The sequence below is a fragment of the Kitasatospora aureofaciens genome (assembly GCF_019192735.1).
In the GTDB taxonomy this organism is placed as follows: domain Bacteria; phylum Actinomycetota; class Actinomycetes; order Streptomycetales; family Streptomycetaceae; genus Kitasatospora; species Kitasatospora aureofaciens_A.
Window position 1 is genome coordinate 179,276 of sequence record NZ_JAHTKP010000010.1, and the last position, 23,537, is coordinate 202,812.

Sequence of the window (23,537 nt, forward strand, 5' to 3'; positions counted from 1 at the left end):
TGGCGGCCTTTCACGGTAGGCGGGGCGGGATCTGCGCGTACGCACCGTAGCGGCCGGGCGCACGGGCGGGCCAGCACGCGTCCGGATGGCGGATGCCGGCTTTCCCCGGGCACGACACGCCGGCGGGAAGGTTGCGCAGCCATTCGAGCGAACTTACCCGGCCAACCGGAAACGTCCCGCCCACCCGCCGGGAATGCCTCGTCGCACCGAAACAGAGCGGCAAACAGCCCCCACCCGGGCCGGTTCGCATACCCCCGTCCGGGCCCCGGAGCGGTATTGAACGGCAAAACCACCCATTTGCACCGTTCCATCATCTATTACTTTTTGTCACGATTAAGGCACTTTCCGTGACACTGCCCCCTGTCCCCCTCCCCGAGGAGCAGACCGTGATCCTCTCGATTTCCGGCATCGTCCTGTTCGGCACCATCGCCTTTCTCTTCTTCCGCAGGGACGGACTAAAGGTCTCCCACGCGGTCGTCTGCTCCCTCTTCGGCTTCTATGTCGCCGGTTCCTCGATCGCACCGAGCATCACCGCGGGCGGCGCCAGCCTCGCCGGCCTGCTCGGCGGCCTCAAGTTCTAGCGCCGCCACTCCCCGTACGGGCCCGGGCGCGGATCCCACCGCCCCGGGCCCCGTCGTACCCCAGCCTCATCCCCCACCCGTCCCACTCGCCCGGGGAGTCAAGGAATGCCGCTCCACCGCCATCTCAGCAAGAGCCGTGACATCGCCCGAACCGCCGGGGACCACGCCTCCGACATGTTCGCCCCGCTCACCGTCATCGGCCGGGGCCTGCGCCACCACGCCGGCTGGGCCAAGGACCGCTGGCAGACCACCCCCAAAGACCGCCGCGGCCCCACGCTGTTCCTCACCGCCGCGACGCTCATCGGCATCTACCTGCTGCCGCACGGCCTGCTGTTCGCCCTGATCGCGCTCATGGCCAGCACCGCCTGGGCCGGCCGGGCCCCCAAGGCGCCGTCGGCCCCGCCCGCGCCGGACGTCTCCGACGTCAAGCTCAGCGCGCTCTACTCGGCCCTGACCCCGTACGTCTGCAGCCCCGAGGACGGCAACCCGCTGTACCACTTCGAGGGCAGCTACAAGAACGTCTTCAGCGCCTGGGAGTTCGACGGCGACGGCCGGCTCTCCCGGCTGGAGCTCACCTACCCCGCGTACTTCACCGACACCGAGCCGGGCGCCCGGGCCCGGATCGAGCAGGTCGTCCAGGGCAAGGCCGGGCGGGCCCGGGAGTACCGCTTCGACTGGGACGAGGAGTCCAACAAGCTGCGGATCACCGCGATGACGCCGCTGCCCACCGACATCGTCGCCCAGCGCTTCGTGGCAGCCCCCGGCGAGATCGTGCTCGGCTTCACCGACGAGGACGGCACCGCCCGCACCATCCCGGTCGGCCAGGGCGGCGCCCTCACCCAGCAGCCGCCGGTGGTCTGGCGCACCGGGCCGCGCTCGGCCGAGCCGCACCTGCTGGCGCTCGGCGTCACCGGCTACGGCACCTCCAGCCTGATCCGCTCGATCGCGCTCCAGGCGCTCCCGTACGGCGACCTCGTGGTGGTCGACGGCGCCGGCACCGGCGAGCACGCCTGCCTGGTCAACCGGCCCGGCGTGCACACCGTGGAGACCAGCCTGCACGGCGCGCTCGCCGCGCTGGAGTGGGCCGCCCAGGAGACCGAACGCCGACTCGCCGCCCTGAACGCCGCCCGGCACACCGGCACCGCACCGCCCGAGGACGCCACCCGGCCGCTGTGGCTCCTGCTCGACCACCCGACCGAGCTCAGCGAGCTCGCCCATGCCGAGGGCCGCCAGGACCCGCAGGACCTGCTGGAACTGCCGCTGCGGCACGGCCGCGCCGCCCGCGTCACCGTGGTGATCGCCGACGACATCGAGGCCCGGGACCGGATCACCCCCACCGTCCGGGCCACCACCCGGGCCCGCGTGCTGCTCGGCCCGGCCCGACCCGAGGAGGGCCACGCCGCGCTCGGCGCCCCGCTGGACATCGTGCCCGCCGCGCAGGCCCCGGTCGGCCGCGGCTACGCCCGGATCGGCAACGGCACCCCGGTCCGGCTCCAGGTGCCCGCCACCGTCGACCCGCTGGACGAGGAGGCCCCGGCCGCGCTGCGGGACGCGGTGATCGCGCTGCTGCCGCACCGCGACACCCGCACCGAGGCCGCCGCCGCGGTACCGCCGCGCCCCGAGCAGCCACCACTTGTTCGCCCGGCCGATCCGGCCCCCGCGTCCCGCCCGGTCGACCTGGCCAAGGGCGAGCCGATGATCCGTTCCCGTCCGATCTCCTGACGGCAAGGATCGGGGGCGGCCGACGGCTCCGAATCCCGTCCCGGTAGGCTCATCATGAAAAAGCCGACCGATCACCAGATGTGAAATAGGCGACACCTGGGGTGATATCACCGGCCAGATGTGACAAATCGGGCGCTGGTGGGTACAAACAGGGGCGGCACGACAGACGACGCATGTCCCGGGACGGGAATCTTCGTCGGAAGCCGAGCGTTGACCGAACGACGAAGAACAGCGACCACTAGTCCTGTGGGCCATAAGCCCGGGAGGCACGATTCATGAGCGAGCGAGCTCTCCGCGGCACGCGACTCGGGGCCACTAGCTACGAGACCGACCGTGGTATCGATCTGGCTCCCCGCCAGACCGTCGAGTACGCATGTCAGAACGGACACCGATTCGAGGTTCCTTTCTCGGTCGAGGCGGAGATCCCCTCGACCTGGGAATGCCGCTTCTGTGGCCAGGAGGCAGCACTTCTCGACGGCGACGAGCCGGAGGAGAAGAAAACCAAGCCCACGCGCACCCATTGGGACATGCTGATGGAGCGCCGGACGCGCGAGGAGCTGGAGGAGGTACTGGCCGAGCGGCTGGCCGTGCTCCGCTCCGGCGGGATGAACCTCGCGGTGCACCCGCGGGACACCCGCAAGAGCGCCTGACCTCGCTCCCGCCACGGCGGGAGGACGCGAAAAGGGACCCTGGTCACCAGGGTCCCTTTCGCGTTGCCGGGCTGGGCTTCAGGTTGCCGGGCTCAGCCGGTGATCGGCGGACGGTACGTGGTGTCCGGGCCCTGCGGGCCGGCCTCCGGCTCCACGACCTCGCCCGGGATCACCTTGCCGTCCGGGCGGTGGATGCGCATCTGCTCCTGCAGCCGCATCGCGTCCGCGAACGGGTCGGCGCCCACCGCGGAGGTGCTGCGCAGCGCCTTGTCGGCCAGCCGCCGGCCGGCCGCCCGCCAGAGCGCCCGGGTGGGCGGGAACAGCAGGGTGAGCGCCACCAGGTCCGAGAGGAAGCCCGGGAGGATCAGCAGCAGGCCGGCCAGGACGGTCATGGTGGTACCGGTCTGGGGCTGCTGCGGCTTCGGGTCCCGGCTCTGCTCGATCGCCGCGGACAGCGCCTTCAGCCCGGCCCGCTTGATCAGCGAGCCGCCGATCACGGCACCGGCGATGAGCAGCAGCAGGACGGTGAGGCCGCCCAGCCAGGAGCCCACCTGGACCAGCAGCCAGATCTCCAGCACCAGCCAGGCGGTGATCAGCAGCGGCAGCACCCGGCGGAGCTTTCCGCGCGGGGCCGGACGGGCGGGGGTAGCTTGCTGGGTCACGGTACGAATCCACTCCAAGCGGTGCTCTGCGCGCCGCACGGGAGGTCCGGACCGGCTACGGCACCACCTGCTCCAACGATTCCCCGGCAGCCGGTGTTCCGGCGGTCGGACGGCGGCGCCGGGCCACCAGCACGCCGGCGCCGCAGGCCAGCAGGCCTCCGACGGCGAGCGTCCACTCCGGGACGGCGCCGACCCGGTCGGCCACCGTGGTGCCGTCGCGCAGCGGGACGGTCGCGGACAGCTCGGCCGGCGTCAGCTCCGCGGTGCGCTGCTCGACCGTGCCGTCCGGGGCGATCACCGCGCTGATGCCGCTGGTGGCGGCGATCAGCACGGCCCGGCCGTGCTCGACCGCGCGCAGCCGGGACATCGCGAGCTGCTGCTCGGGCTGGCCGGTCTCGGCGTAGGTGGCGTTGTTGGTCTGCACGACCAGGACCCGGGCGCCGCTGTCGACGGTGTCGCGCACGATCTCGTCGTAGGCGACCTCGAAGCAGATCACGTCGCCGATCCGGGCCGGACCGAGCTGCATGACGCCGTTGTGGTCGCCGGGGTAGAAGTCCCTGGCGACCCGCTGGAGGCGGGTGATCACCTTCATCAGCTGGTCGCGGAACGGCACGTACTCGCCGAACGGGACGGGGTGCTGCTTGGTGTAGGAGGCGCCGGGGCCGGTCGTCGGGTCCCAGACGATGCCCTCGTTCTGGACGTGCTGCGCGTCCGGGCCGTCCACCAGGGTGCCGACCAGGGTCGGCACGCCGACCGCTCTCACGGCCTGGTCGATGCGCTGGAAGGCGAGCGGGTCGCTGAACGGGTCGAGGTCGGAGGAGTTCTCCGGCCAGATCACCACGTCGGGGCGCTCGGTCCTGCCCGCCTTGATGTCGGCGGCCAGGCGCTCGGTCGCCGAGGCGTGGTTGTTGAGGACCATCATCGGGCGGCCGAGGAAGTCCATGCCGGGGTTGGGGACGTTGCCCTGGACGATCGCGACCTTCACGGTGTCGTCGGCCTTCGTCGCCACCGGGACGAGGTAGCCGACGAGCAGCGCGGCCACGGCGCCGAGGGCGGCCAGCGCGGCGGCCCTCGGGGCCTTGCCCGGGCCGCGCACGCGCAGGGCCGCCCAGGCCAGCAGCGCGCCGGACAGCGCGACCGCGAAGGTCACCAGCGGGGCGCCGCCGATCGCGGCCAGCGGGGTGTACGGGGTCGCGGTGTTGGCGAAGGCGAGGCGGCCCCAGGGGAAGCCGCCGAGCGGCAGCCGGTCGCGCGCCCACTCCTGGGTGACCCAGAGGCAGGCGGCCCACAGCGGCCAGGCGGGCAGCCGGGAGGTGACGGCCAGGCCCGCGCCGAGCAGCAGCATGAACAGCGCCTCGACGACCGACAGGCCGACCGTCGCGTCCCAGCCGACCACGCGCAGCCAGCTGAGCAGCATCAGGAAGAACGGGAAGCCGAAGGCGAAGCCCGTCCAGGCCGCCTGGCGGACCGTCCGGCCCCGGGTGAGCAGGGAGAGTGCGGCGACGCCGAGCAGCGACAGCGGCCACAGGTCGTACGGCGGGAAGGCGAGGGCGAGCAGCAGACCGGCCAGTGCGGCGAGCCCGGTCCGGGGCAGCCCGGCGCGGACCTTGGCGAGGGCCCGGGCGGCCCGGCCGGGCCGGTGCTCCGGGCTCGGCGGCTCGGCCGCGGACCGCTCCTGGGTGACGGACATGGTCACCGGCGCACCATCTCTCTGTGGCTTGCTGTTCGGATGCTGTCCGAAGAAGGTACCCCGGCACGGACGTGCGCCGGGAGGCGAGGGTGCGGGTACGGAGGGGCCTGGGGCCCGGTCAGCGGGGGGTGTAGGAGGCGTTGCGCTGCTCGCCCGGGGGCTCCGGGCGGAAGCCCCCTGCGAGCAGCGTGCGCGGGACGGCGACCTACTCGGCCGCGCGGTGGACCGTGCGGCCGCGGACGACCGTGCGCAGACAGGTCGGGAGGGGGTGGCCGGGGGTGAGGTCGGGCAGGCCCGGGGTGCCGGAACGCGGGTCGGTGGACCAGCCGGCGACGCGGGCGTCGGGGGCCTGGACGACCAGCTCGTCGGCGGCCCAGATCGCGTAGCTGGCGACCGCGCCCGGGACGAGGACGCCGTCCTGGTCCCGGCCGATCGCCCGCCAGCCGCCGCGGGTGTGCGCGGTGAAGGCGGCGCGGACGGAGATCCGGTGGTCCAGCGTCCGGTGGAAGGCAGCCGCACGGACGGTGCCCCACGGGTCGAGCGGGGTGACCGGGGCGTCCGAGCCGAAGGCGAGCGGGACGCCGGCGCGCAGCAGGGCGGCGAACGGGTTGAGGGTGGCCGCCCGGTCGGCGCCGAGGCGCTGGACGTACATGCCGTCCGGCCCGCCCCAGGCGGCGTCGAAGGCGGGCTGGACGGAGGCGGTGAGGCCGAGTTCGGCGAAGGCTGCGATGGCCTTGTCGTCCAGGGCCTCGGCGTGCTCGACGCGATGGCGCAGGGCCCTGACCCGGTCGGCGCCGACCCGCTCGCCGGCCGCCCGGACGCCCTCGATCACCGCGGCCACGGCGGCGTCGCCGATGGCGTGGAAGCCCGCCTGGAGCCCGGCCTCGGTGCAGGCGGCGACGTGGTCGGCGACCTGCTCGGCGGTCAGGTAGGCGGTGCCGGTGTGGTCGGCGTCGGCGTAGGCGGTGTGCAGGCAGGCGGTGTGCGACCCGAGCGCGCCGTCGACGAACAGGTCGCCGCCGGCGCCTACCGCGCCGAGCCGGCGGGCCGTCTCGACGCCGCCCAACTCGCCCCAGTAGCCGAAGACTTCGGGCCCCTCGCCATCGGCGGCCAGAGCCAGCAGGGCGGCCAGGTCCTGCTCGGAGGAGATCTCCGGGCCGGCGCACTCGTGCAGCGCGCCGATGCCGAGTTCGGCGGCGCGGGCGAGGGTGGCGCGCTGGGCGCGGCGGCGCTGCTCGGGGGTGAGGTGGGCGAGCGCGGTCTGCCGGACGGCGTGGTGGGCGTCCTTGGTGAGCGGGCCCTCGGCGGAGTGTCCGGGCCGCTCGGCGAGGCCCTCGGTGAGGGTGCGCAGCGCGGTGGTGGCGAGCGCCGAGTGGACGTCGGTGCGGGAGAGGTAGACAGCGGCGCCGCGGGCGGCGGCGTCCAGCTCGTCGAGCGTGGGCGGGCGGCCCTCCGGCCAGCCGGTCTCGTCCCAGCCGTGGCCGATGAGCACCCCGCCCGGCTCGGGCTGCGCCTCGACGAAGGCGGTGAGGGCGGCCAGGGCGGCGGCCAGGGAGGGGCTGCCGGTGAGGTCGAGGCCGGTGAGCGCCAGGCCGGTGGAGGTGGCGTGCACGTGGGCGTCGACGAACGCGGGGGTGACCAGGGCGCCGTCCAGCTCGACGGTCTCGTCGGCGGTCCCGGCGTACGCCTCGGCGGCGCCGTCGCTGCCGACCCAGGCGATGTGCTCGCCCTCGACGAGCATCGCGGTGGCGAAGGGGTCGGCGGGGCTGTAGACGGCGCCGCCGCGCAGCAGGACGGTCCGGGGGGTGCGTTCGGTCATGCGCCCAAGTCTGCACCCCCCGGATTCGTCCTCAGATCTTCGGGGGTCGCGCCTCGTAGGGGGTGGAGAGGACGACGGTGGTGCGGGTGGAGACGCCGGCGGCGCTGCGGATGCGGGCGAGCAGGTCCTCCAGGTCGCCGGGGGCGCCGACGCGGACCTTGAGGATGTAGTTCTCGTCGCCGGCGACGCTGTGGCAGGCCTCGATCTCGGGCAGGCCGGCCAGGCGTTCGGGGGTGTCGTCCGGGGCGCTGGGGTCGAAGGGTTTGACCGAGATGAACGCGGTCAGCGCCAGGTCGACGGCGTCGGGGTCGACGATCGCGGTGTAGCCGCGGATCACCCCGCGCTGTTCCAGGCGGCGCACGCGCTGGTGCACCGCCGAGGTGGACAGGCCGGTGGCCTTGCCCAGGTCCGTATAGCTCATCCGGCCGTCCTCCAGGAGCAGCTGGACGATGCGTTGGTCGAGATCCTCCACAGTGCGCAAACCTACCCGGTCGGGGGCGCGCGGGGTGCCCCGGTGGGCGCACGCGGTGTCACCGGGGGCTGGCTGGGGTGTCAGGCGGCACATGCCGAGCGAATGTGGCCAAGGACACAACCCGGTGCATCACGGTGCACCGGACCGCAGGGTTATGAGTCCGCACGGCAGGGAAGTGCTGGTTGTGGCCCCGGGCGACCACGCCGGGCCCGATCCGAGGGGGATCCTCATGCTTGCCACTGACCAGCGTGCCCTGGGCTCCGACGAGACCGACGATATGACCGGCCGCGACGAACTCGCGGTCGAGGACGGCCCCACGCCGAACGCCGACCCGGGCGACGGCGAGATGTGGGAGATCTTCCGGGTGCACTGCCCCGAGTGCCGCCGCCCGATCGCCCTCGTGGCGGACGAGGAACGGCTGCCGCTGCACGCCCTGCTGCCGACCGCGTGGAACCCCTTCGCCCCCGCGATCTGCCCGGGCTCGGGCACGCCGACCGACGACCTGGCCGAGGTGCAGACCCCGGAGGACAGCCGGCCGACCGGCTTCGACGCGCTGTTCAAGCTGCCCACCGAGCTGGACTGGCGCACCCAGCCGTTCTCGCACGCGGTGGCGCACCGGCCGGTGCGGGTCGCCGCGGTCACCCCGGTGATCCCCGAGCAGCGCCGCCGTCTGATCCGACACTGACCCGCTTTTCGGCACTCTCACAAGCCAGTTGACGATACGTCAAAAACCTCCGGCCGTCACTCCGCACCCTGGAGTGACGGCCGGAGGCCGTACCTGGAAGGCCTCACTTGGTGAGGTGGCGGCCGATCACCAGTCGCTGGATCTGGTTGGTGCCCTCGACGATCTGCAGCACCTTCGCCTCGCGCATGTACCGCTCGGCCGGGAAGTCCTGGGTGTAGCCGTAGCCGCCGAGCACCTGGACGGCGTCGGTGGTCACCCGCATCACGGTGTCGGTGCAGAACAGCTTGGCCATCGCCGCCTCCTTGGAGAACGGCAGGCCGGCGTCACGCAGCCGCGCGGCGGACAGGTAGAGCGCCCGGCCGGCCTCGATCTGGGTGGCCATGTCGGCGAGCATGAACGACAGGCCCTGGAACTCGGCGATCGGACGGCCGAACTGCCGGCGGGTACGGGCGTAGTCGACCGCGAGGTCGAGCGCGGCCTGGGCGACGCCTATGGCACACGCGGCGATGCCGAGCCGGCCGGAGTCCAGCGCGGCGAGGGCGATCTGGAAGCCCTGGCCCTCCGCACCGACCAGCCGGTCTCGCGAGACCCGGGCGCCGTCGAAGTGCAGCTGCGCGGTCGGCGAGGAGCGCATGCCCATCTTGTGCTCCGGCGGGGCGGCCGACAGGCCGGCCTGGTCGCCGGGGACCAGCAGGCAGCTGATGCCCTTCGGGCCGTCCACGCCGGTGCGCACCAGGGCGCTGTAGAAGTCCGCCTGCCCGCCGTGGGTGATCCACGCCTTGGTGCCGTTCACCACGTACTCGTCGCCGTCGAGGTCGGCGCGGGTGCGCAGCGCGGCGGCGTCCGAGCCGGACTGCGGCTCGGAGAGGCAGTAGGCGCCGAGCTGCTCGCCGGAGAGCATGCCGGGCAGCCAGGTGGCGCGCTGCTCCTCGGTGCCGAAGGTGGCCAGCGCGTGGCAGGACAGGGTGTGCACGCTCACGCCGAGGCCGATGGCCAGCCAGCCGGCCGACAGCTCCTCCAGGACCTGGAGGTACACCTCGTAGGGCTGCTCGCCGCCGCCGTACTTCTCGTCGTACGGGAGGGAGAGCAGGCCCGCCTCGCCGAGGGTGCGGAAGACCTCGCGCGGGAAGCGGCCGGCGGCCTCGTCCTCCGCCGCGCGGGGCTGGAGCTCGCGCTGGACCAGCTCCCGGGTGAGGTTGAGCAGCTCGCGGGCCTCCTCGGTGGGCAGCTGGCGGTCCACGGCTTTCGCAGGGGAGGGGGTCATGGCGGCGGTCGCCTCCTCGATCGGGCACCGGGACCCTGGTTCGGCAGGTCCGGCGCGGGTGTGGCAGGTCGGCCCGACCGGCACCGGGTTGCGGTGAACGGCCGTTCACAGGCGTGGCGAAGTGAGTATGCCCGAAAGCCGCGCTGCCGTCACGACCTGCGCAGATGAACTGTCCGGAGTGGCCGGGTACGGCACCGTAGGGTTGACGTTGTGGCTGCTTCCGATTCCCCGCACGCTCCCGACGGCCCTGTCCCGCCCAACGGCCTTCACGCTCTCGCCGCGGAGCTGCGCGCGCTGCCGCCCTCCTGCGGACCGGTGCGGCTGGTGGCGGTGGACGGGCACGCGGGCTCGGGCAAGACGACCTTCGCCGGGCGGCTGGCCGGGGTGCTCGGCGGGGCGCCGGTGGTGCATCTCGACGACCTGGCCACCCACGCCGAGCCGTTCGGCTGGGCCGGGCGGCTGCGCGAACAGGTGCTGGAACCGCTGGCGGCGGGCCGGGACACCGCGTACCGGGTGTACGACTGGACGCTGCGGCGGTTCGCGACCACCGCCGAGGTGTCGGCGGCACCGGTGGTGCTGGTGGAGGGCGTCGGGGCCGGGCGGCGGGCGGTGCGCCCGTGGCTGGCCCGGGTGATCTGGATGGAGCTGGACGCCGCGGCGGCCCGGCGGCGCGGGGAGGAGCGGGACGGGCCGGAACTCGCCGAGTTCTGGGTCGGCTGGGCGCGCGCCGAATCGGCGCATTTCGCCGACGATCCGAGCCGCCCGTACGCCGGGACGCGGGTCGACGGGGTGACCGGACGGATCTTGTCGGGCACCGTCGGTGAACCTTCAACGTTCCCTTGACCTGCGCAGTCGCCAGGATTTAGGTTCTCCTCAGTCGACGGAACACGAAGTTCCGGTCGGCTCGGACCCGGCGCCCCCGGCTTGTTCCCCCGTGAGCCGGGGGCGCCGTCCCCTTCTCTCCGCGCCCCGACGTCGACTCAACGCCCGCGCGCGCGATCGTATTTGACTCAGTGCGGCACCCTTCCGGATCAGCGCGGCCCCGGTACGATTTCAGGCAGGCGCATCTGCGCCCCGGGGGCTTGCGACCACCGGCCGGCTCCGCGCAGGCGGCCCGCCGGCCGAGCCCCGGGCCACACCGCGGGGGGCGTGAGTGACGACGGTGGACAGTTCCGACAGCAACGCGGGCGGCCCGGACCTGCTCGCCGACCGCGCCTGGCTGCGCGCCATGGACGCCTACACGGCGGGCGCGTACGCCCGCGCCGAGGAGGAGTTCCGCGCGGCCGTCCGGTTGGACCCGGGCATGGCCGACGCCTGGCTCGGCCTGCACGCCCTGCGCAGCGACACCTCCGCCGCCCTGCTCGCCATGCACCGCAACCAGAAGCGCTTCGGCGAGCAGCGCCGCCGCCACCGGCGCCCGCTCAGTTCCTGGTACTGGCTGGGCTGGTGGGTGCAGCCGGTGCTGGAGGACCCGCGCGACCTCGCGCTGGCGCACGCCTCGCACTGGCTGGACGGCCGCCATCTTGCCGAGCTGGACCGGGCGTTGGAGCAGTGCCCGGCGCCCAGCGAGGACCCGTCCGCCCAGTTCCTCTACGCCTGCCGGTCCTATCTGCTCAAGGACTGGGAGCAGTTGATCCGGGACACCGACCGGCTGCTCGACGATCCGCTGCTCGGCATCGAGGCCGGACTGTTCGCCGGGATGGCGCGCGTCCGGCTGGACATGTGCGCCCAGGCGCAGGCGCCGCTGGCCGCGTCACTGGCCCGCTGCCGCTCCGAGCAGCCGCAGCGCAAGGAGCTGCGGTACTGGCTGGGCCGGGCGTACGAGGGGGCCGGGCGCAGCGCGGCCGCGCTGCCGCTGTACCGGGCGGTGCACCGGGCCGACCCGGCGTTCATGGACACCGCCGCCCGGCTGGCCGCGATCTCGGCGGACGACGCCCTCGCGGACGGCCTGCTGGAGGGCGGGCGCCCGGCCGAGGTGGAGGAGGCGTACCCGGAGGAGGAGGTGGAGTACCAGGACGAGGCCGGGTACGGCCAGGAGCCGGAGTTCGCGGAGGGCGTCGGGTACGCCGAGGAGCCCGCTATCGGTGACGCCGCCCCGCAGGCCGCGGGTGAGCGCTCGGGTTCGGCATCGGCCGCCCCGGCCGGCTCCGGCGCGGCGCCCGTGCCGCTGCCCCTCCGGGGCGAGGCCCAGCCTCGTACGGCTCCCGCCGGGGCAGCCCAACAGGCGAGCAACGAACGGGAGTTGGATGCCGCCCTGGCCGAACTCGCACTGATGGTGGGCCTGGAGCCGGTCAAGCGCCAAGTACGGGCGCTGTCAGCGCAGTTGCGGATGGCCGGGCTGCGCGCCGAGCAGGGCCTGCCGGTCCAGCCGCCCAAGCGCCACTTCGTCTTCTCCGGCCCCTCCGGCACCGGCAAGACCACCGTGGCCCGGATCCTCGGGCGGGTCTTCCACGCCCTCGGGCTGCTCTCCGGCGACCATCTGGTGGAGGCCCAACGAGCCGACCTGGTCGGCGAGTTCCTCGGCCAGACCGCCGTCAAGGCGAACGAGCTGATCGACTCCGCGCTGGACGGCGTGCTCTTCATCGACGAGGCCTACAGTCTCTCCAACTCCGGCTACACCAAGGGCGACGCGTACGGCGACGAGGCCCTCCAGGTCCTGCTCAAGCGCGCCGAGGACAACCGCGACCGGCTGGTGGTGATCCTCGCCGGGTACCCCGAGGGCATGAACCGGCTGCTCGCCACCAACCCCGGCCTCAACTCCCGCTTCACCACCCGGGTGGACTTCCCCAGCTACCGCCCCAACGAGCTGACGGCGATCGGCGCCGCGCTGGCCGGCCGGGACGGCGACGGCTGGGACGAGGACGCCGCCGAGGAGCTGGCCAGCATCTGCACCCACGTGGTGCGCGAGGGCTGGATCGACGAGCTGGGCAACGGGCGGTTCATCCGCACCCTGTACGAGAAGTCCTGCGCATACCGGGACCTGCGGCTCTCGCTGCTGCGCGAGCCGCCGGGCCGGGAGGACCTGGCGACGCTGCGGCTGCCGGACCTCGTGCAGGCGTACGGGGAGCTGATCGACGGCCGGGGCTGAGCCCCGGCCGTCGATCGGCCCCGGTTCACCCTTGGCTCAGCCCTCGGTTCAGCCCTCGGTTCAGCCCTTGAGGAGCTCGGCCTCGCGCTCGGGGTCGAGCCCGACGTTCGGGCGGTCGGCGCGCTGCGGGGCGCTGCCGCCGATGGACTGCAGCCAGGCCCAGGTGTCCTCGACCGTCTCGGTCACCGGGCGGCAGCGCAGCCCGGCCCCGACCGCCCGGGCGACGGACGCGCCGTGCAGGAAGTCGTACAGTTCCCCGGGTGCCAGCCAGATCGGCAGCTCCGTCCACGGCTCGATGCCGGCCGCGACGATGCGCTCGGGGTCGGTCCAGCGCAGGTCCGCGTCCGAGCCGGTGGCCCACACACAGGCCTCCAGCAGCTCGCCCATCGTGGTGTGCCCGGCCGGGCTGACCACGTTGTACGCGCCGCCGAGCCGGGCCGCGGTGGCGTCCAGCATCCAGATGGCGAGGTCGCGGGCGTCGATGTACTGGAGGGCGAGATCGTGCGGGCCGGGGGCGAGCACCGGGCCGCCGCGGGCGATCCGGTTCAGCCACCAGGGCAGCCGGCCGATGTTCTCGTGCGGGCCGAGGATCAGCCCGGCCCGGGCGAGCAGGGCGCGCCCGCCGAACTCGGCCTCCAGCGCCAGCTCTGCACCGCGCTTGGCCTCCGCGTAGGGCACCTCGCCCTCGATGTCCGGGGAGGACTCGACCACCTTCGCCGACTCGTCCGCGCCGCCCACCAGCGGGTAGTCGTACACCGACCGGCTGGAGACGTACGCGTAGTGGCCGACCCGGCCGTTGAGCAGCCGGGCGCTGTCGCGCACCGCCGCCGGGGCCCAGGACCAGGTGTCCACCACCGCGTCCCACTCCCCCGAGGCCAGCGCCGCGAGCCCGCCCTCGGCGGTGCGGTCGCCCTTCACCACGGTCACGCCCTCGGGCGCGGGCTGCGTGCCGCGGTTGAGGGCCGTCACCTCCCATCCCCTGGCCAGCGCCTCCTCGGCGATGACCCGTCCGACGAACTTCGTTCCGCCCAGCAAGAGAAGCCTCATGCCGACCACCCTGCGCCTCGGGTGGCCGGCATGGGAACAGCTGAACGCTCTGGGCGGAATCGCGCGCAGCGGACACGCCGTCAGCGAAAAGGGGAACCTCAGGCGGTGGAGCGGTGGTCCGGGTCGTGCATCTCGCCGACCAGCTCCTCCAGGACGTCCTCCAGCATGACCACGCCGAGCGTGCGCCCGTCCTGGTCGAGGACGGCCGCCAGGTGGCAGGTCGCCCGGCGCATCGCGCCGAGCGCGTCGTCCAGCGGGAGGCTGCCGCGCAGCACCGTGATCGGGCGCCACAGGCGGGCCGGGACGGGCAGCGACGGGTCGTCGACGTCGAGGATGTCCTTGAGGTGCAGGTAGCCCAGGTAGCCGTCGCCGGCCGGGTCGCCGTCGGTGACCGGGAAGCGTGAGAAGCCGGTGCGCAGCGCCAGCTCCTCGACCTGCGCGGCGGTCACCTTGGTGTCCACGGTGACCAGCTGCTCGGGCTTGAGCAGGACCTCGGTGACCGGGCGGCGGCCCAGCTCCAGGGCGTCCTCGAGGCGCTCCTGGCGGTCCTCGTCGAGGAGGCCGGCGTCCCGGGAGTCGACCAGCAGGTACATCAGCTGCTCGGTGGTGAAGACCGACTCGACCTCGTCCTTGGGCTCGACCTTGAACAGCCTCAGCACGCCGTTGGCGAAGGCGTTCAGGAAGCGGATCACCGGGGTGAGCCAGCGGGCCAGCCGGTCCAGCGGCGGGCCGAGCCAGAGCGCGGCCTTCTCCGGGCCGGCCAGCGCCATGTTCTTCGGCACCATCTCGCCCATCACCATGTGCAGGAAGACCACGGCGGCGAGCGAGATCCCGTACGAGAGCGGGTGCATCAGGCCGGACGGGAGGCCGATCGCGTGGAACGGGCCCTCCAGCAGGCTCGCGATGGTCGGCTCGGCGAGCGCGCCGAGGCCCAGCGAGCAGACGGTGATGCCGAGCTGAGCGGCGGCGAGCATCGCGGAGACGTTCGACAGCGCGTGCAGCACGGTGCGGGCGCGCTTGTGGCCGGCCTCGGCGAGCGGTTCGATCTGGCTGCGGCGCACCGAGATCACGGCGAACTCAGCGCCGACGAAGAACGCGTTGCCGAGCAGCAGCAGGAGGGCGACGGCCAGTTGGAGCGCGGTCATCGGGTCCCGTCCTCGTCACCGAACTCCGGATGCGCGGAGCTGCGTTCCACCCGGACCCGGCTGGTCCGGTGCCGGTCGACGGCCTCCACGGTCAGCAGCCATCCCGGCAAGTGGGCCTGCTCGCCCGGCTCGGGGAGCTTGCCGAGCAGGTCGGCGACCAGGCCGGCCAGGGTCTCGTACGGGCCGTCCGGGGCGAACAGGCCGATCGTCTCCAGCTGGTCGATCCGGGCCCGGCCGTCGGCCTCCCAGACCGGCCGGCCGTCCACCGCGGCCAGCGGGACCAGTTCGGGGGTGTCGGCCGGGTCGTGCTCGTCCTGCACCTCGCCGACGATCTCCTCGACGATGTCCTCGACCGTCACGACGCCGGCGGTGCCGCCGTACTCGTCGACCACGATCGCCATCGGCTGGAGCCGGCGCAGCCGGTCGAGCAGCCGCTCGGCGGGCAGCGTCTCGGGCACCAGCAGCGGCGGCGATGCGAGCTCGCCGACCCGGACCCGGCCGCGGTGGACGGCCGGGACGGCCAGGGCGTCCTTGAGCGTGACGATGCCGGTGACCTCGTCCAGGCTGTCGATGTAGACCGGGAAGCGGGACAGTCCGGTGGCCCGGGTCAGGTTGACCACGTCGGAGGCGGTGGCGTTGCGCTGCAGGGCGGCGACGTCCAGGCGCGGGGTCATCACGGACTCCGCGGTGAGCTCGCCGAGGCCCAGGGTGCGGACGAACAGGGTCGCCGACTCCTCGTCTATCGCGCCGGCCCTGGCCGAGTGCCGGGCCAGCGAGACCAGCTCGGCGGGGGTGCGGGCGTGCGCCAGCTCCTCCTGCGGCTCGATGCCGAAGGCGCGGACCGTCCGGTCGGCGGCCCCGTTGAGGAAGCTGATCACCGGGCGGCAGGCGCGGGAGAACGCCACGTGCGGCGCGGCGACCGCGCGGGCCACCCGGAGCGGCCGGGAGATCGCCCAGTTCTTCGGGACCAGCTCGCCGATCACCATCTGCAGGACGGTGGCCAGCAGCATGCCGATGATCACCGCGGTGCCGTGGGCGACCGCGTCAGGCAGGCCGATGCCGCGGAAGACCGGGCTCAGCAGCGTGGACAGCGCCGGCTCGGCGAGCATGCCGACCACCAGCGAGGTGACGGTGATGCCCAGCTGGGCGCCGGAGAGTTCGAAGGAGAGGTGCCGCAGGGCCCTCGCGACCCGGTCGGACTTGGCGTCGCCCGCCTCGGCGGCTCGGTCCACCGCCCCGCGCTCGACGGTCACGAAGGCGAACTCGGCGGCCACGAACAGGCCGTTGGCGAGGATGAGCAGGAAGGCCGCGAGCAGCAGCAGCCAGGCGATGATCACAGTGCCGCCTGCCTTCCGGGGGTCGGAAGTGAGGCGGCGCAGGTACTACCGGACGGATCGTCCATCGAGGGGAGGTGTCACTCCTCAGGTCGTTTTCGAGCAGTCTTTCGGGCAGGGCAGTCGCTTTCGGGCAGGCCACGACCTTTGCCCTGCTTTTACCAGCGTAGACCATAGCGGTTTCGACGGCAGGAGGTGTGTTCGAACCCACCGGGCTCGCCGGGCCATGGAATCGCAGGTCCGCGGCCCCGGCGGGTTCAGACCTGGGCGTGGTGCTCGACCAGGTCGCGCAGCGCGCGGGCGTTCGCGATGGCCTGGGACTTGCCGACGCCGGACTGGATGCCGACCGCGGCCAGCGAGGTGCCGTCAGCGAGGTCGAGGGTGGCCCACGGGTCGCCCTGGCGGAAGTTGACCCGGACGATCTCCGCCCAGGCGAGCCGGCGGCGGCGGACGAAGTTGACCACCGTCACGCCCTCGGCGTCGGCCGTCACCCGGGGGCGGGCCAGCATCAGGCCGACGCACGCGAAGGCCACGCCGCTGCCGACCATCATGATCCGGTCGTTGAGCTGCCAGTTCTCCGGGAGCGCGAAGGCCATCGCGGCGAACAGCACCACCAGCAGCGCGCAGACCGGCAGCAGCACGGCGCGGGTGCGGCGCGGGGCCCAGGTGACGGGGAACTCGACGGGCGTGGACACGTGGGGTCTCCGGTGGGGGTGGTTCGGGTGGCTCGGGTGGTCCGGGTGCTTGGGGTACTTCGGGTGCTTGCAGCGAAAGGGCGGGGACGCCGACCGGCGTCCCCGCCCTATTCAACCGTTCCTTACTCGCGCGACAGCAGGAGAGGTCAGAGGCGGCAGGCGTGGATGTTGGTGACCAGGATCGCCCGGGCGCCGATGCTCCACAGGTCGTCCATGATCCGCTGGGCCTCCTTGCGGAGCACCATCGAACGGACGGCCACCCAGCCCTCGGTGTGCAGCGGAGAGACGGTCGGCGACTCCAGGCCCGGAGTGAGCGCGACGGCGGCGCTGACCTTCTCGGCGCGGATGTCGTAGTCCATCAGCACGTATCGGCGGGCCACCAGCACGCCCTGGAGGCGGCGCAGGAACTGGTCCACCCCCGCGTCCTCGCCCGCGCCCTTGGGGCGGATCACCACGGCGTCGGAGATCAGGATCGGCTCGCCGAACACCTCCAGGCCGGCGTTGCGCAGGCTGGTGCCGGTCTCCACGACGTCGGCGATCACGTCGGCGACGCCCAGCTGCACCGCGGTCTCGACGGCGCCGTCCAGCTTGGTGACGGTCGCCTTCACCCCGTGGTCGGCGAGGTGCTGCTCGACCAGGCCGGTGTAGGAGGTCGCGATCCGCAGGCCCTCCAGGCCCTTCACGTCCTCGACGGCGACGCCCTCGGGACGGGCGAAGCGGAAGGTCGACCCGCCGAAGCCGAGGGCGAGCACCTCCTCGGCGTTGGAGTGAGAGTCCAGCAGCAGGTCGCGGCCGGTGATGCCGACGTCCAGGCGGCCGGAGCCGACGTAGACGGCGATGTCGCGCGGGCGGAGGAAGAAGAACTCGACCTGGTTGTCCGGGTCGACGAGGACGAGCTCCTTGGGATCCTTCCGCTGGCGGTAGCCGGCCTCATGGAGCATCTCCGCCGCGGGACCCGAGAGAGAACCCTTGTTGGGGACGGCGATGCGCAGCATGGGAGGTCAGTTCCTTACCTGTGTGGGAGGTGGGAGGGTGTGATGTTCGGAGCGGGTCTAGAGGTACTTGTAGACGTCGTCGAGCGTCAGTCCGCGGGCAACCATCATCACCTGAAGGTGGTAGAGGAGCTGCGAGATCTCCTCCGCCGTCTGCTCGTCCGACTGGAACTCGGCGGCCATCCAGACCTCGGCGGCCTCCTCGACGACCTTCTTGCCGATCGCATGGACGCCCTGCTGGACGAGCTGCGCGGTACGGGAGGACGAGGGGTCGCCGGTGGCGGCCTTCTGCTGGAGCTCGGCGAAGAGCTCCTCGAATGTCTTCGAAGCCATGATGGACTCACCTTACGGCGTGCGGGCTGACGGACGGTAAACGGTCCCGGACCGTGGACAGTCACGTGGACGTCCACGGTCCGGGACCGGCGGGCGATGTCAGAGGGCGATGTCAGAGTGTGCTGAGCACCATGGCGGTGGCGACGGCAGCCGTGACGGCCTCGTGGCCCTTGTCCTCGGCGGAGCCCGGCAGGCCCGCGCGGTCGAGCGCCTGTTCCTCGTTGTCGCACGTCAGCACGCCGAAGCCGACCGGGACGCCGGTGTCCACGCTGACCTGGGTGAGGCCGGCGGTGGCCGCCTGGCACACGTAGTCGAAGTGCGGGGTGCCGCCGCGGATGACCACACCGAGGGCGATCACCGCGTCGTAGTGGCTGTCGGCGAGGCACTTGGCGGCGACCGGCAGTTCGAAGGTGCCGGGGACGCGCAGGACGGTCGGCTCGGCGATGCCGAGCTCCTTGAGCGCGCGGTGGGCGCCGTCCAGCAGGCCGTTCATCACCTTGTCGTGCCACTGGGCGGCGACGATCGCGACCTTGAGGTCGGCGGCGCCGTCGATGGTCAGCTCGGGGGCTCCGTGGCCACTCATGTGCTTACTTCCTGTTCGTCGGGGGTCGGGTTCGGGCGTGTTCAGGAGCCGAGGCCGGGCAGGTCGTGGCCCATCCGGTCGCGCTTGGTGCGCAGGTAGCGCAGGTTGTGCTCGGAGGGCGCGATCTCGACCGGTTCGCGCCCCTTGACCTTGAGGCCGTGCTCGGTGAGCGCGGTGAGCTTCTCGGGGTTGTTGGTCAGCAGGGTCAGCGAGCGCACCCCGAGGTCGACCAGCATCTGGGCGCCGATGCTGTAGTCGCGCGCGTCCGCCGGTAGGCCGAGGTCGAGGTTGGCGTCGACGGTGTCCCGCCCCTGTTCCTGCAGCTCGTAGGCGCGCAGCTTGTGGGCCAGGCCGATCCCCCGGCCCTCGTGGCCGCGCAGGTAGAGCACCACGCCACGGCCGGCCTCGGCGACCCGGCGCAGCGAGGCCTCCAGCTGCGGGCCGCAGTCGCAGCGCAGCGAGCCGAGGACGTCGCCGGTCAGGCACTCGGAGTGGACCCGAACGAGCACGTCCTCGCCGTCCGGCAGCCGTCCGTCCGCGCCGAGTCCGCCCGCCACCAGGGCGATGTGCTCGATGCCGTCGATGGTGCCCTTGTAGCCGACGGCGGTGAACTCGCCGTGGACGGTGGGCAGGGAGGTGGTCGCGGCCCGGTCGACGTGCAGTTCGGTGCGGCGGCGGTAGGCGATCAGTTCCTCGATGGAGATGATCGCAAGGCCGTGCTCGCGGGCGAAGACGATCAGCTCGGGCAGCCGGGCCATGCTGCCGTCGTCGTTGACCACCTCGGCGATCGCGCCGGCCGGCGACAGCCCGGCGAGCCGGGCCAGGTCCACGGCGGCCTCGGTGTGCCCGGGGCGGACCAGCACGCCGCCCTCGACGGCGCGCAGCGGGAAGACGTGCCCGGGGCGGGTCAGGTCACCCGGCTCGGTGCCGGGCGAGGACAGCAGCCGGACGGTGCGGGCGCGGTCGGCGGCGGAGATGCCGGTGTCGACCCCCTCGCGGGCGTCCACCGAGACGGTGTACGCGGTGCCCTTGCGGTCCTCGTTGACCTGCGTCATCGGCGGGAGCTTGAGCCGGTCCAGCTCGTCGCCGGTCATCGGGGCGCAGATCACGCCGGAGCTGTAGCGGATGGTGAAGGCCATCAGCTCGGGAGTGGCGGCGGAGGCGGCGAAGACGATGTCGCCCTCGTTCTCGCGGTCCTCGTCGTCGACCACGATCACGGCGCGGCCGAGGGCGATGTCGGCGATGGCCCGCTCGACCGGGTCGAGCACGAACTCGTCGGCGTGGCCGTCGGTCTGATGGGTGGTCATGCGGTGACTCCCTGCGGGACGGTGACGGACTGGGGACGGGGCTCACGGGTGCTCAGCCACCAGGCACGCAGGCCGAGCAGCACCAGGACGAAGTAGATCGAGTAGGTGAGGCCGGAGAAGGAGTAGCCGCTGTTGAAGGCGAGCGGGACGCCGACCACGTCGACGGCGATCCAGGCGAACCAGAACTCCAGCCAGCCGCGCGCCTGGGCGACCATCGCGGCCAGCGTGCCGACGAAGATGTAGGCGTCCGACCACGGGCTCCAGGACAGGCTGGGGTAGGCCTGGAACAGCAGGGCCAGGCCTACTGTCCCGGCCGCGGTGCCGCCCACCAGGGCCGCGCGCTCGGGCCAGGTGGCGAAGCGGACGGCGATCGTGCCGGTGTCCCGGCGGCCGCGCTGCCACTGGGACCAGCCCCAGGCGGCGGTGACGATGACGATCAGCTGCTTGCCGATCAGGCCCGGGACGTGGCCGCCCAGGTAGGCGGCGATCAGCACGGCGCCGGAGAGCAGCTGGACCGGCCAGCTCCACACCGAGCGGCGCCAGCCGAGTGCGAGCCCGGTCAGGCCGAGCAGGTTGCCGAACATGTCGGCCCACTTCACGTGTTCGCCGAGGACGGTGAACGCCTCGCCGCTGAGCCAGCTCACTTGGACTCCCCCGAATCGATGGTGCTGACGGTGCTGTCGATGGTGCCGACGGTGCTGATGATGTCGCTGGGCAGGTTCGTCCCCGGCAGGTTCGGCAGGGTGCGGGACTCCAGCAGCCGCTCCACGTACTTGGCGAGGACGTCCACTTCGAGGTTGACGCTCTCGCCGACGGCCTTGGCGCCGAGCGTGGTCAGCGCGAGGGTGGCCGGGATCAGGCTGACGGTGAAGCTGTCGCGGGCCGCCTCGACGACGGTGAGGCTGACGCCGTCGACGGTGATCGAGCCCTTCTCCACCAGGTAGCGGGAGATGGTGTCCGGCAGCGAGAACCGCAGGACCTCCCACCGGAGTTCGCCGGCCGCGTCGCGCTCGCCCGGCTCGCGGCCCAGCAGCGTGCCGGTGGCGTCCACGTGGCCCTGGACGAGGTGGCCGCCGAGCCGGTCGCCGAGCGCCATCGCGCGCTCCAGGTTGACCGGGGAGCCGGGCCGCAACTCGCCGAGGCTGGAGCGGTGCAGCGTCTCGGCCATCACGTCGGCGCTGAACTCACCGGTTCCGGCGGCCAGTTGGTCGCGGGTGTCGACGACGGTCAGGCAGACGCCGTTGACCGCGATGGAGTCACCGTGACGGGCACCCGCACAGACCACCGGGCCGCGCAGGCGGATCCGCGAGGACTCGCCGATCTCCTCGATCGACACGACCTCGCCGAGCTCTTCGATGATGCCGGTGAACACCCGGGTTCTCCTCGCGCTTGGGGCGCGGACTCCGGGGCGGCAAGGGAGATGACACGGACGGGCACCGGTGCACAAGCCGACGGCACGGCCCGTCGCCGGGGTGCCGGGACCGCCGGGAGATCGCTCGCCCGGCACGGAAGCGCGTGCGCTCCCGCCGTCCACCTGACCGTGGACCACCGGGGGTCCACGGGTACTGCTCTTCGTCCGCCCGCGCACGCCTCCCATCCGGACTTTAACCGTCGGTCCAGGAATTTCACCTGGTCAACCGGCCGCTGGCTGCGGACGGGTCGCGGACTGTAACCGCCGGTTCGGATTTTCACCGACCCCGGAGTGCGCTGAACGTCACTGCTGTTGCCGTCATTGTGCCACGGGCCGCGCGAGCCCAGGGAGAGGCTTTCGCTGTGGGCTGTTTCACGCGGCCGCGGGGAATGCGCGGCGCGGTGGCGACGGGGTGGCGACGGGGTGGTGGCGGGGTGGTAGCGCGCGGGCGGGGGGCGCAGGCTGGTGGTAGGGGCCGGTGAGGAAGGGTCTGGAAGGTTCGGCAGGTTCGAGAGGTTCGAGAGGTTCGAGAGGTTCGGAGGCAAGGGCGATGGCGAAGTTCATGGACGTCCACCACGGGATGACCGGGATCACCGCCGAGCAGCTCAAGCAGGCGCACGCGGCCGACCTGGCGGTCGAGGGCGAGGAGGGCGTGCACTTCGAGCAGGCGTGGGCCGACCCCGAGTCCGGCACGGTGTACTGCCTCTCCGAGGCGCCGTCCAAGGAGGCCGTGCAGCGGGTCCATGCGCGCACCGGCCACCCGGCGGACGAGATCCACCCGCTGCCGATCTCGGTGTGAGGGACCGGGCGGGCGCGGGTCGGAGCGGTTCCGGGAGTCTGCGGGTTCAGAGCGTCGCGGGCGCGGCGATCGGCATGAAATGGGTGACCTCGGGCGGGTGCGCGAGGTAGCACAGCTCGCCCTCCGACCAGACCGGCCGGATCCGCCACATCGGCCCCGCGTACCCGCGCAGGGCCTCCTCGTCGCGCCAACGGCTGACCACGAGCACCCGGTGCCCGTCCTCGGTCACCGAGCGCAGCAGCTCGCCGCCCAGGCAGCCGTCCGTCCGCCCGAGCTGCGGGATCACCTGCGTCGTCAGCAACGCGCAGAACTCCTCGATGCGCCCGGCCATGACCTGCCCGGCCCAGATCCTGACGATCACGACCACCACCTCCCGTGGAAGCCCTTTGGCCCCATTATCAGCGGAAAAGCGCTGGTGGGGAGGGGTAGGGCGAGGTTCTCACCGAGGGCGGCCCGACCCGCTCGGCTATCGTCCCCGGTATGACCAGCACATCGGAAGCTTCCGTACCGTCAAACTCCCTGCCGGACGGCCCCGGCAGCCTGTTCGCTGCGCTCCAGGCGGGGGCCCTGCGCGATCCGGAGCAGTTGCGCGAGATCTACGAGCAGCCCGGGGATCGTGCGCGCCGCAAGGAGGTGGACCGCCTGCACGAGGTGGCGCGGCGGCTGATCGCCTGCGCGTCCATGGTCTTCGTGGCCAGCTCCGACGCCGCCGGGCGCTGCGACGTCTCCCCGCGCGGCGGGCCGGCCGGGCTGGTATCGGTGCTCGACGAGTACACGCTGGCCATACCGGACGCCACCGGCAACAAGCGGCTGGACACCCTGCACAACATCCTGGAGAACGGCCAGGTCGGGCTGCTCTTCGTCGTCCCGGGCCGGGACACCACGCTGCGGGTCAACGGGCGGGCCTGCGTGTCCACCGACCCGGAGCTGCTGCGGCAGCTGACCGCCGTCGGCAAGCCCCCGCGCAGCGCGATCGTGGTGGCCGTCGATGAGGTGTACGCGCACTGCCCGAAGGCGTTCCTGCGCGGCTCGGCGTGGAAGCCGGAGAACTGGCTGGCCAAGGACGCGCAGCCGAGCTCGGCCGAGGTCACGCTCTCGCACCTGCGGGACGACGCGCTGACCATCGAGATGATCGAGCAGGACGAGCGGGACGCACTGCTGTACCGCTACGAGTGAGGCGCGACGCCCTGCGGTTGGCGCGCGCCCGTGCTGCTGTCACCCGTCCGGCCCGTGCACTCGGTCGGGGGCCGGGCGGGTG

At 72.8% G+C, this 23,537-nt stretch carries 24 protein-coding genes and 1 riboswitch; of the genes, 8 read left to right on the top strand and 16 right to left on the bottom strand.

The genetic code is table 11. From position 1 onward, the window contains the following. Positions 1 to 386 precede the first annotated feature (386 nt). From KV557_RS13570 to KV557_RS13580, 3 genes are all read left to right on the top strand, one after another. Positions 387 to 581: a hypothetical protein gene (locus tag KV557_RS13570; protein ID WP_218200141.1), complete on the top strand. Its 195-nt coding sequence runs from the start codon at positions 387 to 389 to the stop codon at positions 579 to 581. 105 nt (positions 582 to 686) lie between these two features. Next, on the top strand, positions 687 to 2,303 hold the full coding sequence (locus KV557_RS13575; protein ID WP_218200142.1) for a hypothetical protein: 1,617 nt from the start codon (positions 687 to 689) through the stop codon (positions 2,301 to 2,303). 275 nt (positions 2,304 to 2,578) lie between these two features. After that, complete coding sequence (locus tag KV557_RS13580) at positions 2,579 to 2,953, top strand: RNA polymerase-binding protein RbpA (protein ID WP_188300504.1); 375 nt, start codon at positions 2,579 to 2,581, stop codon at positions 2,951 to 2,953. Between the two features lie 92 nt (positions 2,954 to 3,045). Here KV557_RS13580 and fxsA read toward each other — a convergent pair whose 3' ends face one another. The 4 genes from fxsA to KV557_RS13600 all read right to left on the bottom strand — a co-directional run bounded on the left by fxsA (position 3,046) and on the right by KV557_RS13600 (position 7,596). After that, the gene (gene fxsA / locus KV557_RS13585; RefSeq protein WP_218200143.1) at positions 3,046 to 3,615 is read right to left on the bottom strand and encodes an FxsA family membrane protein; all 570 of its coding nucleotides are present in this window, start codon (positions 3,613 to 3,615) and stop codon (positions 3,046 to 3,048) included. Between the two features lie 55 nt (positions 3,616 to 3,670). After that, positions 3,671 to 5,305: an apolipoprotein N-acyltransferase gene (lnt, locus tag KV557_RS13590; protein ID WP_218200175.1), complete on the bottom strand. Its 1,635-nt coding sequence runs from the start codon at positions 5,303 to 5,305 to the stop codon at positions 3,671 to 3,673. Positions 5,306 to 5,510: 205 nt separating this feature from the next. Further along, on the bottom strand, positions 5,511 to 7,124 hold the full coding sequence (locus tag KV557_RS13595; protein WP_218200144.1) for an amidohydrolase: 1,614 nt from the start codon (positions 7,122 to 7,124) through the stop codon (positions 5,511 to 5,513). Positions 7,125 to 7,155: 31 nt separating this feature from the next. After that, positions 7,156 to 7,596, bottom strand: a complete 441-nt coding sequence (locus KV557_RS13600) for an Lrp/AsnC family transcriptional regulator (protein ID WP_218200145.1) — start codon at positions 7,594 to 7,596, stop codon at positions 7,156 to 7,158. Between the two features lie 229 nt (positions 7,597 to 7,825). Between KV557_RS13600 and KV557_RS13605 the strand changes: the two genes are divergently transcribed. Then, positions 7,826 to 8,281 (top strand): hypothetical protein, encoded by a 456-nt coding sequence (locus KV557_RS13605; protein ID WP_256177354.1) that lies wholly within the window; start codon positions 7,826 to 7,828, stop codon positions 8,279 to 8,281. A gap of 103 nt (positions 8,282 to 8,384) precedes the next feature. Here KV557_RS13605 and KV557_RS13610 read toward each other — a convergent pair whose 3' ends face one another. Beyond that, on the bottom strand, positions 8,385 to 9,545 hold the full coding sequence (locus tag KV557_RS13610) for an acyl-CoA dehydrogenase family protein (RefSeq protein ID WP_218200146.1): 1,161 nt from the start codon (positions 9,543 to 9,545) through the stop codon (positions 8,385 to 8,387). A gap of 210 nt (positions 9,546 to 9,755) precedes the next feature. Between KV557_RS13610 and KV557_RS13615 the strand changes: the two genes are divergently transcribed. Then, positions 9,756 to 10,388: a uridine kinase family protein gene (locus KV557_RS13615; RefSeq protein ID WP_374106622.1), complete on the top strand. Its 633-nt coding sequence runs from the start codon at positions 9,756 to 9,758 to the stop codon at positions 10,386 to 10,388. Positions 10,389 to 10,773: 385 nt separating this feature from the next. Continuing rightward, positions 10,774 to 12,633: an AAA family ATPase gene (locus tag KV557_RS13620; protein ID WP_218200178.1), complete on the top strand. Its 1,860-nt coding sequence runs from the start codon at positions 10,774 to 10,776 to the stop codon at positions 12,631 to 12,633. Between the two features lie 60 nt (positions 12,634 to 12,693). Here the strand turns inward: KV557_RS13620 and KV557_RS13625 are convergent, their stop codons facing one another. The 10 genes from KV557_RS13625 to KV557_RS13670 all read right to left on the bottom strand — a co-directional run bounded on the left by KV557_RS13625 (position 12,694) and on the right by KV557_RS13670 (position 21,441). Then, a complete protein-coding gene (locus KV557_RS13625) occupies positions 12,694 to 13,680 on the bottom strand; it encodes an NAD-dependent epimerase/dehydratase family protein (RefSeq protein WP_218200147.1) in 987 nt (328 codons plus the stop codon). Between the two features lie 98 nt (positions 13,681 to 13,778). Next, positions 13,779 to 14,825 (bottom strand): hemolysin family protein, encoded by a 1,047-nt coding sequence (locus KV557_RS13630; protein WP_218200148.1) that lies wholly within the window; start codon positions 14,823 to 14,825, stop codon positions 13,779 to 13,781. After that, complete coding sequence (locus KV557_RS13635; protein ID WP_218200149.1) at positions 14,822 to 16,162, bottom strand: hemolysin family protein; 1,341 nt, start codon at positions 16,160 to 16,162, stop codon at positions 14,822 to 14,824. The genes KV557_RS13630 and KV557_RS13635 overlap by 4 nt, the downstream gene beginning before the upstream one ends. 254 nt (positions 16,163 to 16,416) lie before the next feature. Then, a complete protein-coding gene (locus KV557_RS13640; RefSeq protein ID WP_308129886.1) occupies positions 16,417 to 16,854 on the bottom strand; it encodes a PH domain-containing protein in 438 nt (145 codons plus the stop codon). 146 nt (positions 16,855 to 17,000) lie between these two features. Further along, positions 17,001 to 17,849: an ATP phosphoribosyltransferase gene (gene hisG / locus KV557_RS13645; protein ID WP_218200150.1), complete on the bottom strand. Its 849-nt coding sequence runs from the start codon at positions 17,847 to 17,849 to the stop codon at positions 17,001 to 17,003. 57 nt (positions 17,850 to 17,906) lie between these two features. After that, the gene (locus KV557_RS13650; RefSeq protein ID WP_218200151.1) at positions 17,907 to 18,179 is read right to left on the bottom strand and encodes a phosphoribosyl-ATP diphosphatase; all 273 of its coding nucleotides are present in this window, start codon (positions 18,177 to 18,179) and stop codon (positions 17,907 to 17,909) included. Between the two features lie 112 nt (positions 18,180 to 18,291). After that, positions 18,292 to 18,762: a 6,7-dimethyl-8-ribityllumazine synthase gene (gene ribH, locus KV557_RS13655; protein WP_218200152.1), complete on the bottom strand. Its 471-nt coding sequence runs from the start codon at positions 18,760 to 18,762 to the stop codon at positions 18,292 to 18,294. Positions 18,763 to 18,803: 41 nt separating this feature from the next. After that, positions 18,804 to 20,069 carry a bifunctional 3,4-dihydroxy-2-butanone-4-phosphate synthase/GTP cyclohydrolase II gene (locus tag KV557_RS13660; protein ID WP_256177355.1) on the bottom strand — a complete coding sequence of 422 codons (1,266 nt, stop codon included), beginning with the start codon at positions 20,067 to 20,069 and terminating at the stop codon, positions 18,804 to 18,806. Continuing rightward, the gene (locus KV557_RS13665; RefSeq protein WP_374106623.1) at positions 20,066 to 20,713 is read right to left on the bottom strand and encodes a nicotinamide mononucleotide transporter family protein; all 648 of its coding nucleotides are present in this window, start codon (positions 20,711 to 20,713) and stop codon (positions 20,066 to 20,068) included. The genes KV557_RS13660 and KV557_RS13665 overlap by 4 nt, the downstream gene beginning before the upstream one ends. Further along, entirely contained in the window at positions 20,710 to 21,441 is a 732-nt protein-coding gene (locus KV557_RS13670; protein ID WP_218200153.1) for a riboflavin synthase, read from the bottom strand. The genes KV557_RS13665 and KV557_RS13670 overlap by 4 nt, the downstream gene beginning before the upstream one ends. 209 nt (positions 21,442 to 21,650) lie before the next feature. Further along, a riboswitch (FMN riboswitch) is annotated at positions 21,651 to 21,778 on the bottom strand. Between the two features lie 252 nt (positions 21,779 to 22,030). On the opposite strand from KV557_RS13670, the gene KV557_RS13675 reads away from it, so the two are divergent. After that, positions 22,031 to 22,279 (top strand): SCO4226 family nickel-binding protein, encoded by a 249-nt coding sequence (locus tag KV557_RS13675; protein ID WP_218200154.1) that lies wholly within the window; start codon positions 22,031 to 22,033, stop codon positions 22,277 to 22,279. Positions 22,280 to 22,325: 46 nt separating this feature from the next. Here the strand turns inward: KV557_RS13675 and KV557_RS13680 are convergent, their stop codons facing one another. Beyond that, a complete protein-coding gene (locus KV557_RS13680) occupies positions 22,326 to 22,640 on the bottom strand; it encodes an antibiotic biosynthesis monooxygenase family protein (protein WP_218200155.1) in 315 nt (104 codons plus the stop codon). A 119-nt stretch (positions 22,641 to 22,759) separates the two neighbouring features. Between KV557_RS13680 and KV557_RS13685 the strand changes: the two genes are divergently transcribed. Beyond that, positions 22,760 to 23,455 (top strand): MSMEG_1061 family FMN-dependent PPOX-type flavoprotein, encoded by a 696-nt coding sequence (locus tag KV557_RS13685; RefSeq protein ID WP_218200156.1) that lies wholly within the window; start codon positions 22,760 to 22,762, stop codon positions 23,453 to 23,455. Positions 23,456 to 23,537 lie beyond the last annotated feature (82 nt).

Coding starts and splice junctions, on each gene's coding strand:
- KV557_RS13625 (WP_218200147.1), bottom strand. CDS start 13,680: ATGAGGCTTCTCTTGCTGGGCGGAACGAAGTTCGTCGGACGGGTCATC.
- ribH (WP_218200152.1), bottom strand. CDS start 18,762: ATGAGTGGCCACGGAGCCCCCGAGCTGACCATCGACGGCGCCGCCGAC.
- KV557_RS13580 (WP_188300504.1), top strand. CDS start 2,579: ATGAGCGAGCGAGCTCTCCGCGGCACGCGACTCGGGGCCACTAGCTAC.
- lnt (WP_218200175.1), bottom strand. CDS start 5,305: ATGTCCGTCACCCAGGAGCGGTCCGCGGCCGAGCCGCCGAGCCCGGAG.
- KV557_RS13650 (WP_218200151.1), bottom strand. CDS start 18,179: ATGGCTTCGAAGACATTCGAGGAGCTCTTCGCCGAGCTCCAGCAGAAG.
- KV557_RS13630 (WP_218200148.1), bottom strand. CDS start 14,825: ATGACCGCGCTCCAACTGGCCGTCGCCCTCCTGCTGCTGCTCGGCAAC.
- KV557_RS13675 (WP_218200154.1), top strand. CDS start 22,031: ATGGCGAAGTTCATGGACGTCCACCACGGGATGACCGGGATCACCGCC.
- KV557_RS13605 (WP_256177354.1), top strand. CDS start 7,826: ATGCTTGCCACTGACCAGCGTGCCCTGGGCTCCGACGAGACCGACGAT.
- KV557_RS13595 (WP_218200144.1), bottom strand. CDS start 7,124: ATGACCGAACGCACCCCCCGGACCGTCCTGCTGCGCGGCGGCGCCGTC.
- KV557_RS13620 (WP_218200178.1), top strand. CDS start 10,774: ATGGACGCCTACACGGCGGGCGCGTACGCCCGCGCCGAGGAGGAGTTC.
- KV557_RS13660 (WP_256177355.1), bottom strand. CDS start 20,069: ATGACCACCCATCAGACCGACGGCCACGCCGACGAGTTCGTGCTCGAC.
- hisG (WP_218200150.1), bottom strand. CDS start 17,849: ATGCTGCGCATCGCCGTCCCCAACAAGGGTTCTCTCTCGGGTCCCGCG.
- KV557_RS13685 (WP_218200156.1), top strand. CDS start 22,760: ATGACCAGCACATCGGAAGCTTCCGTACCGTCAAACTCCCTGCCGGAC.
- KV557_RS13610 (WP_218200146.1), bottom strand. CDS start 9,545: ATGACCCCCTCCCCTGCGAAAGCCGTGGACCGCCAGCTGCCCACCGAG.
- KV557_RS13575 (WP_218200142.1), top strand. CDS start 687: ATGCCGCTCCACCGCCATCTCAGCAAGAGCCGTGACATCGCCCGAACC.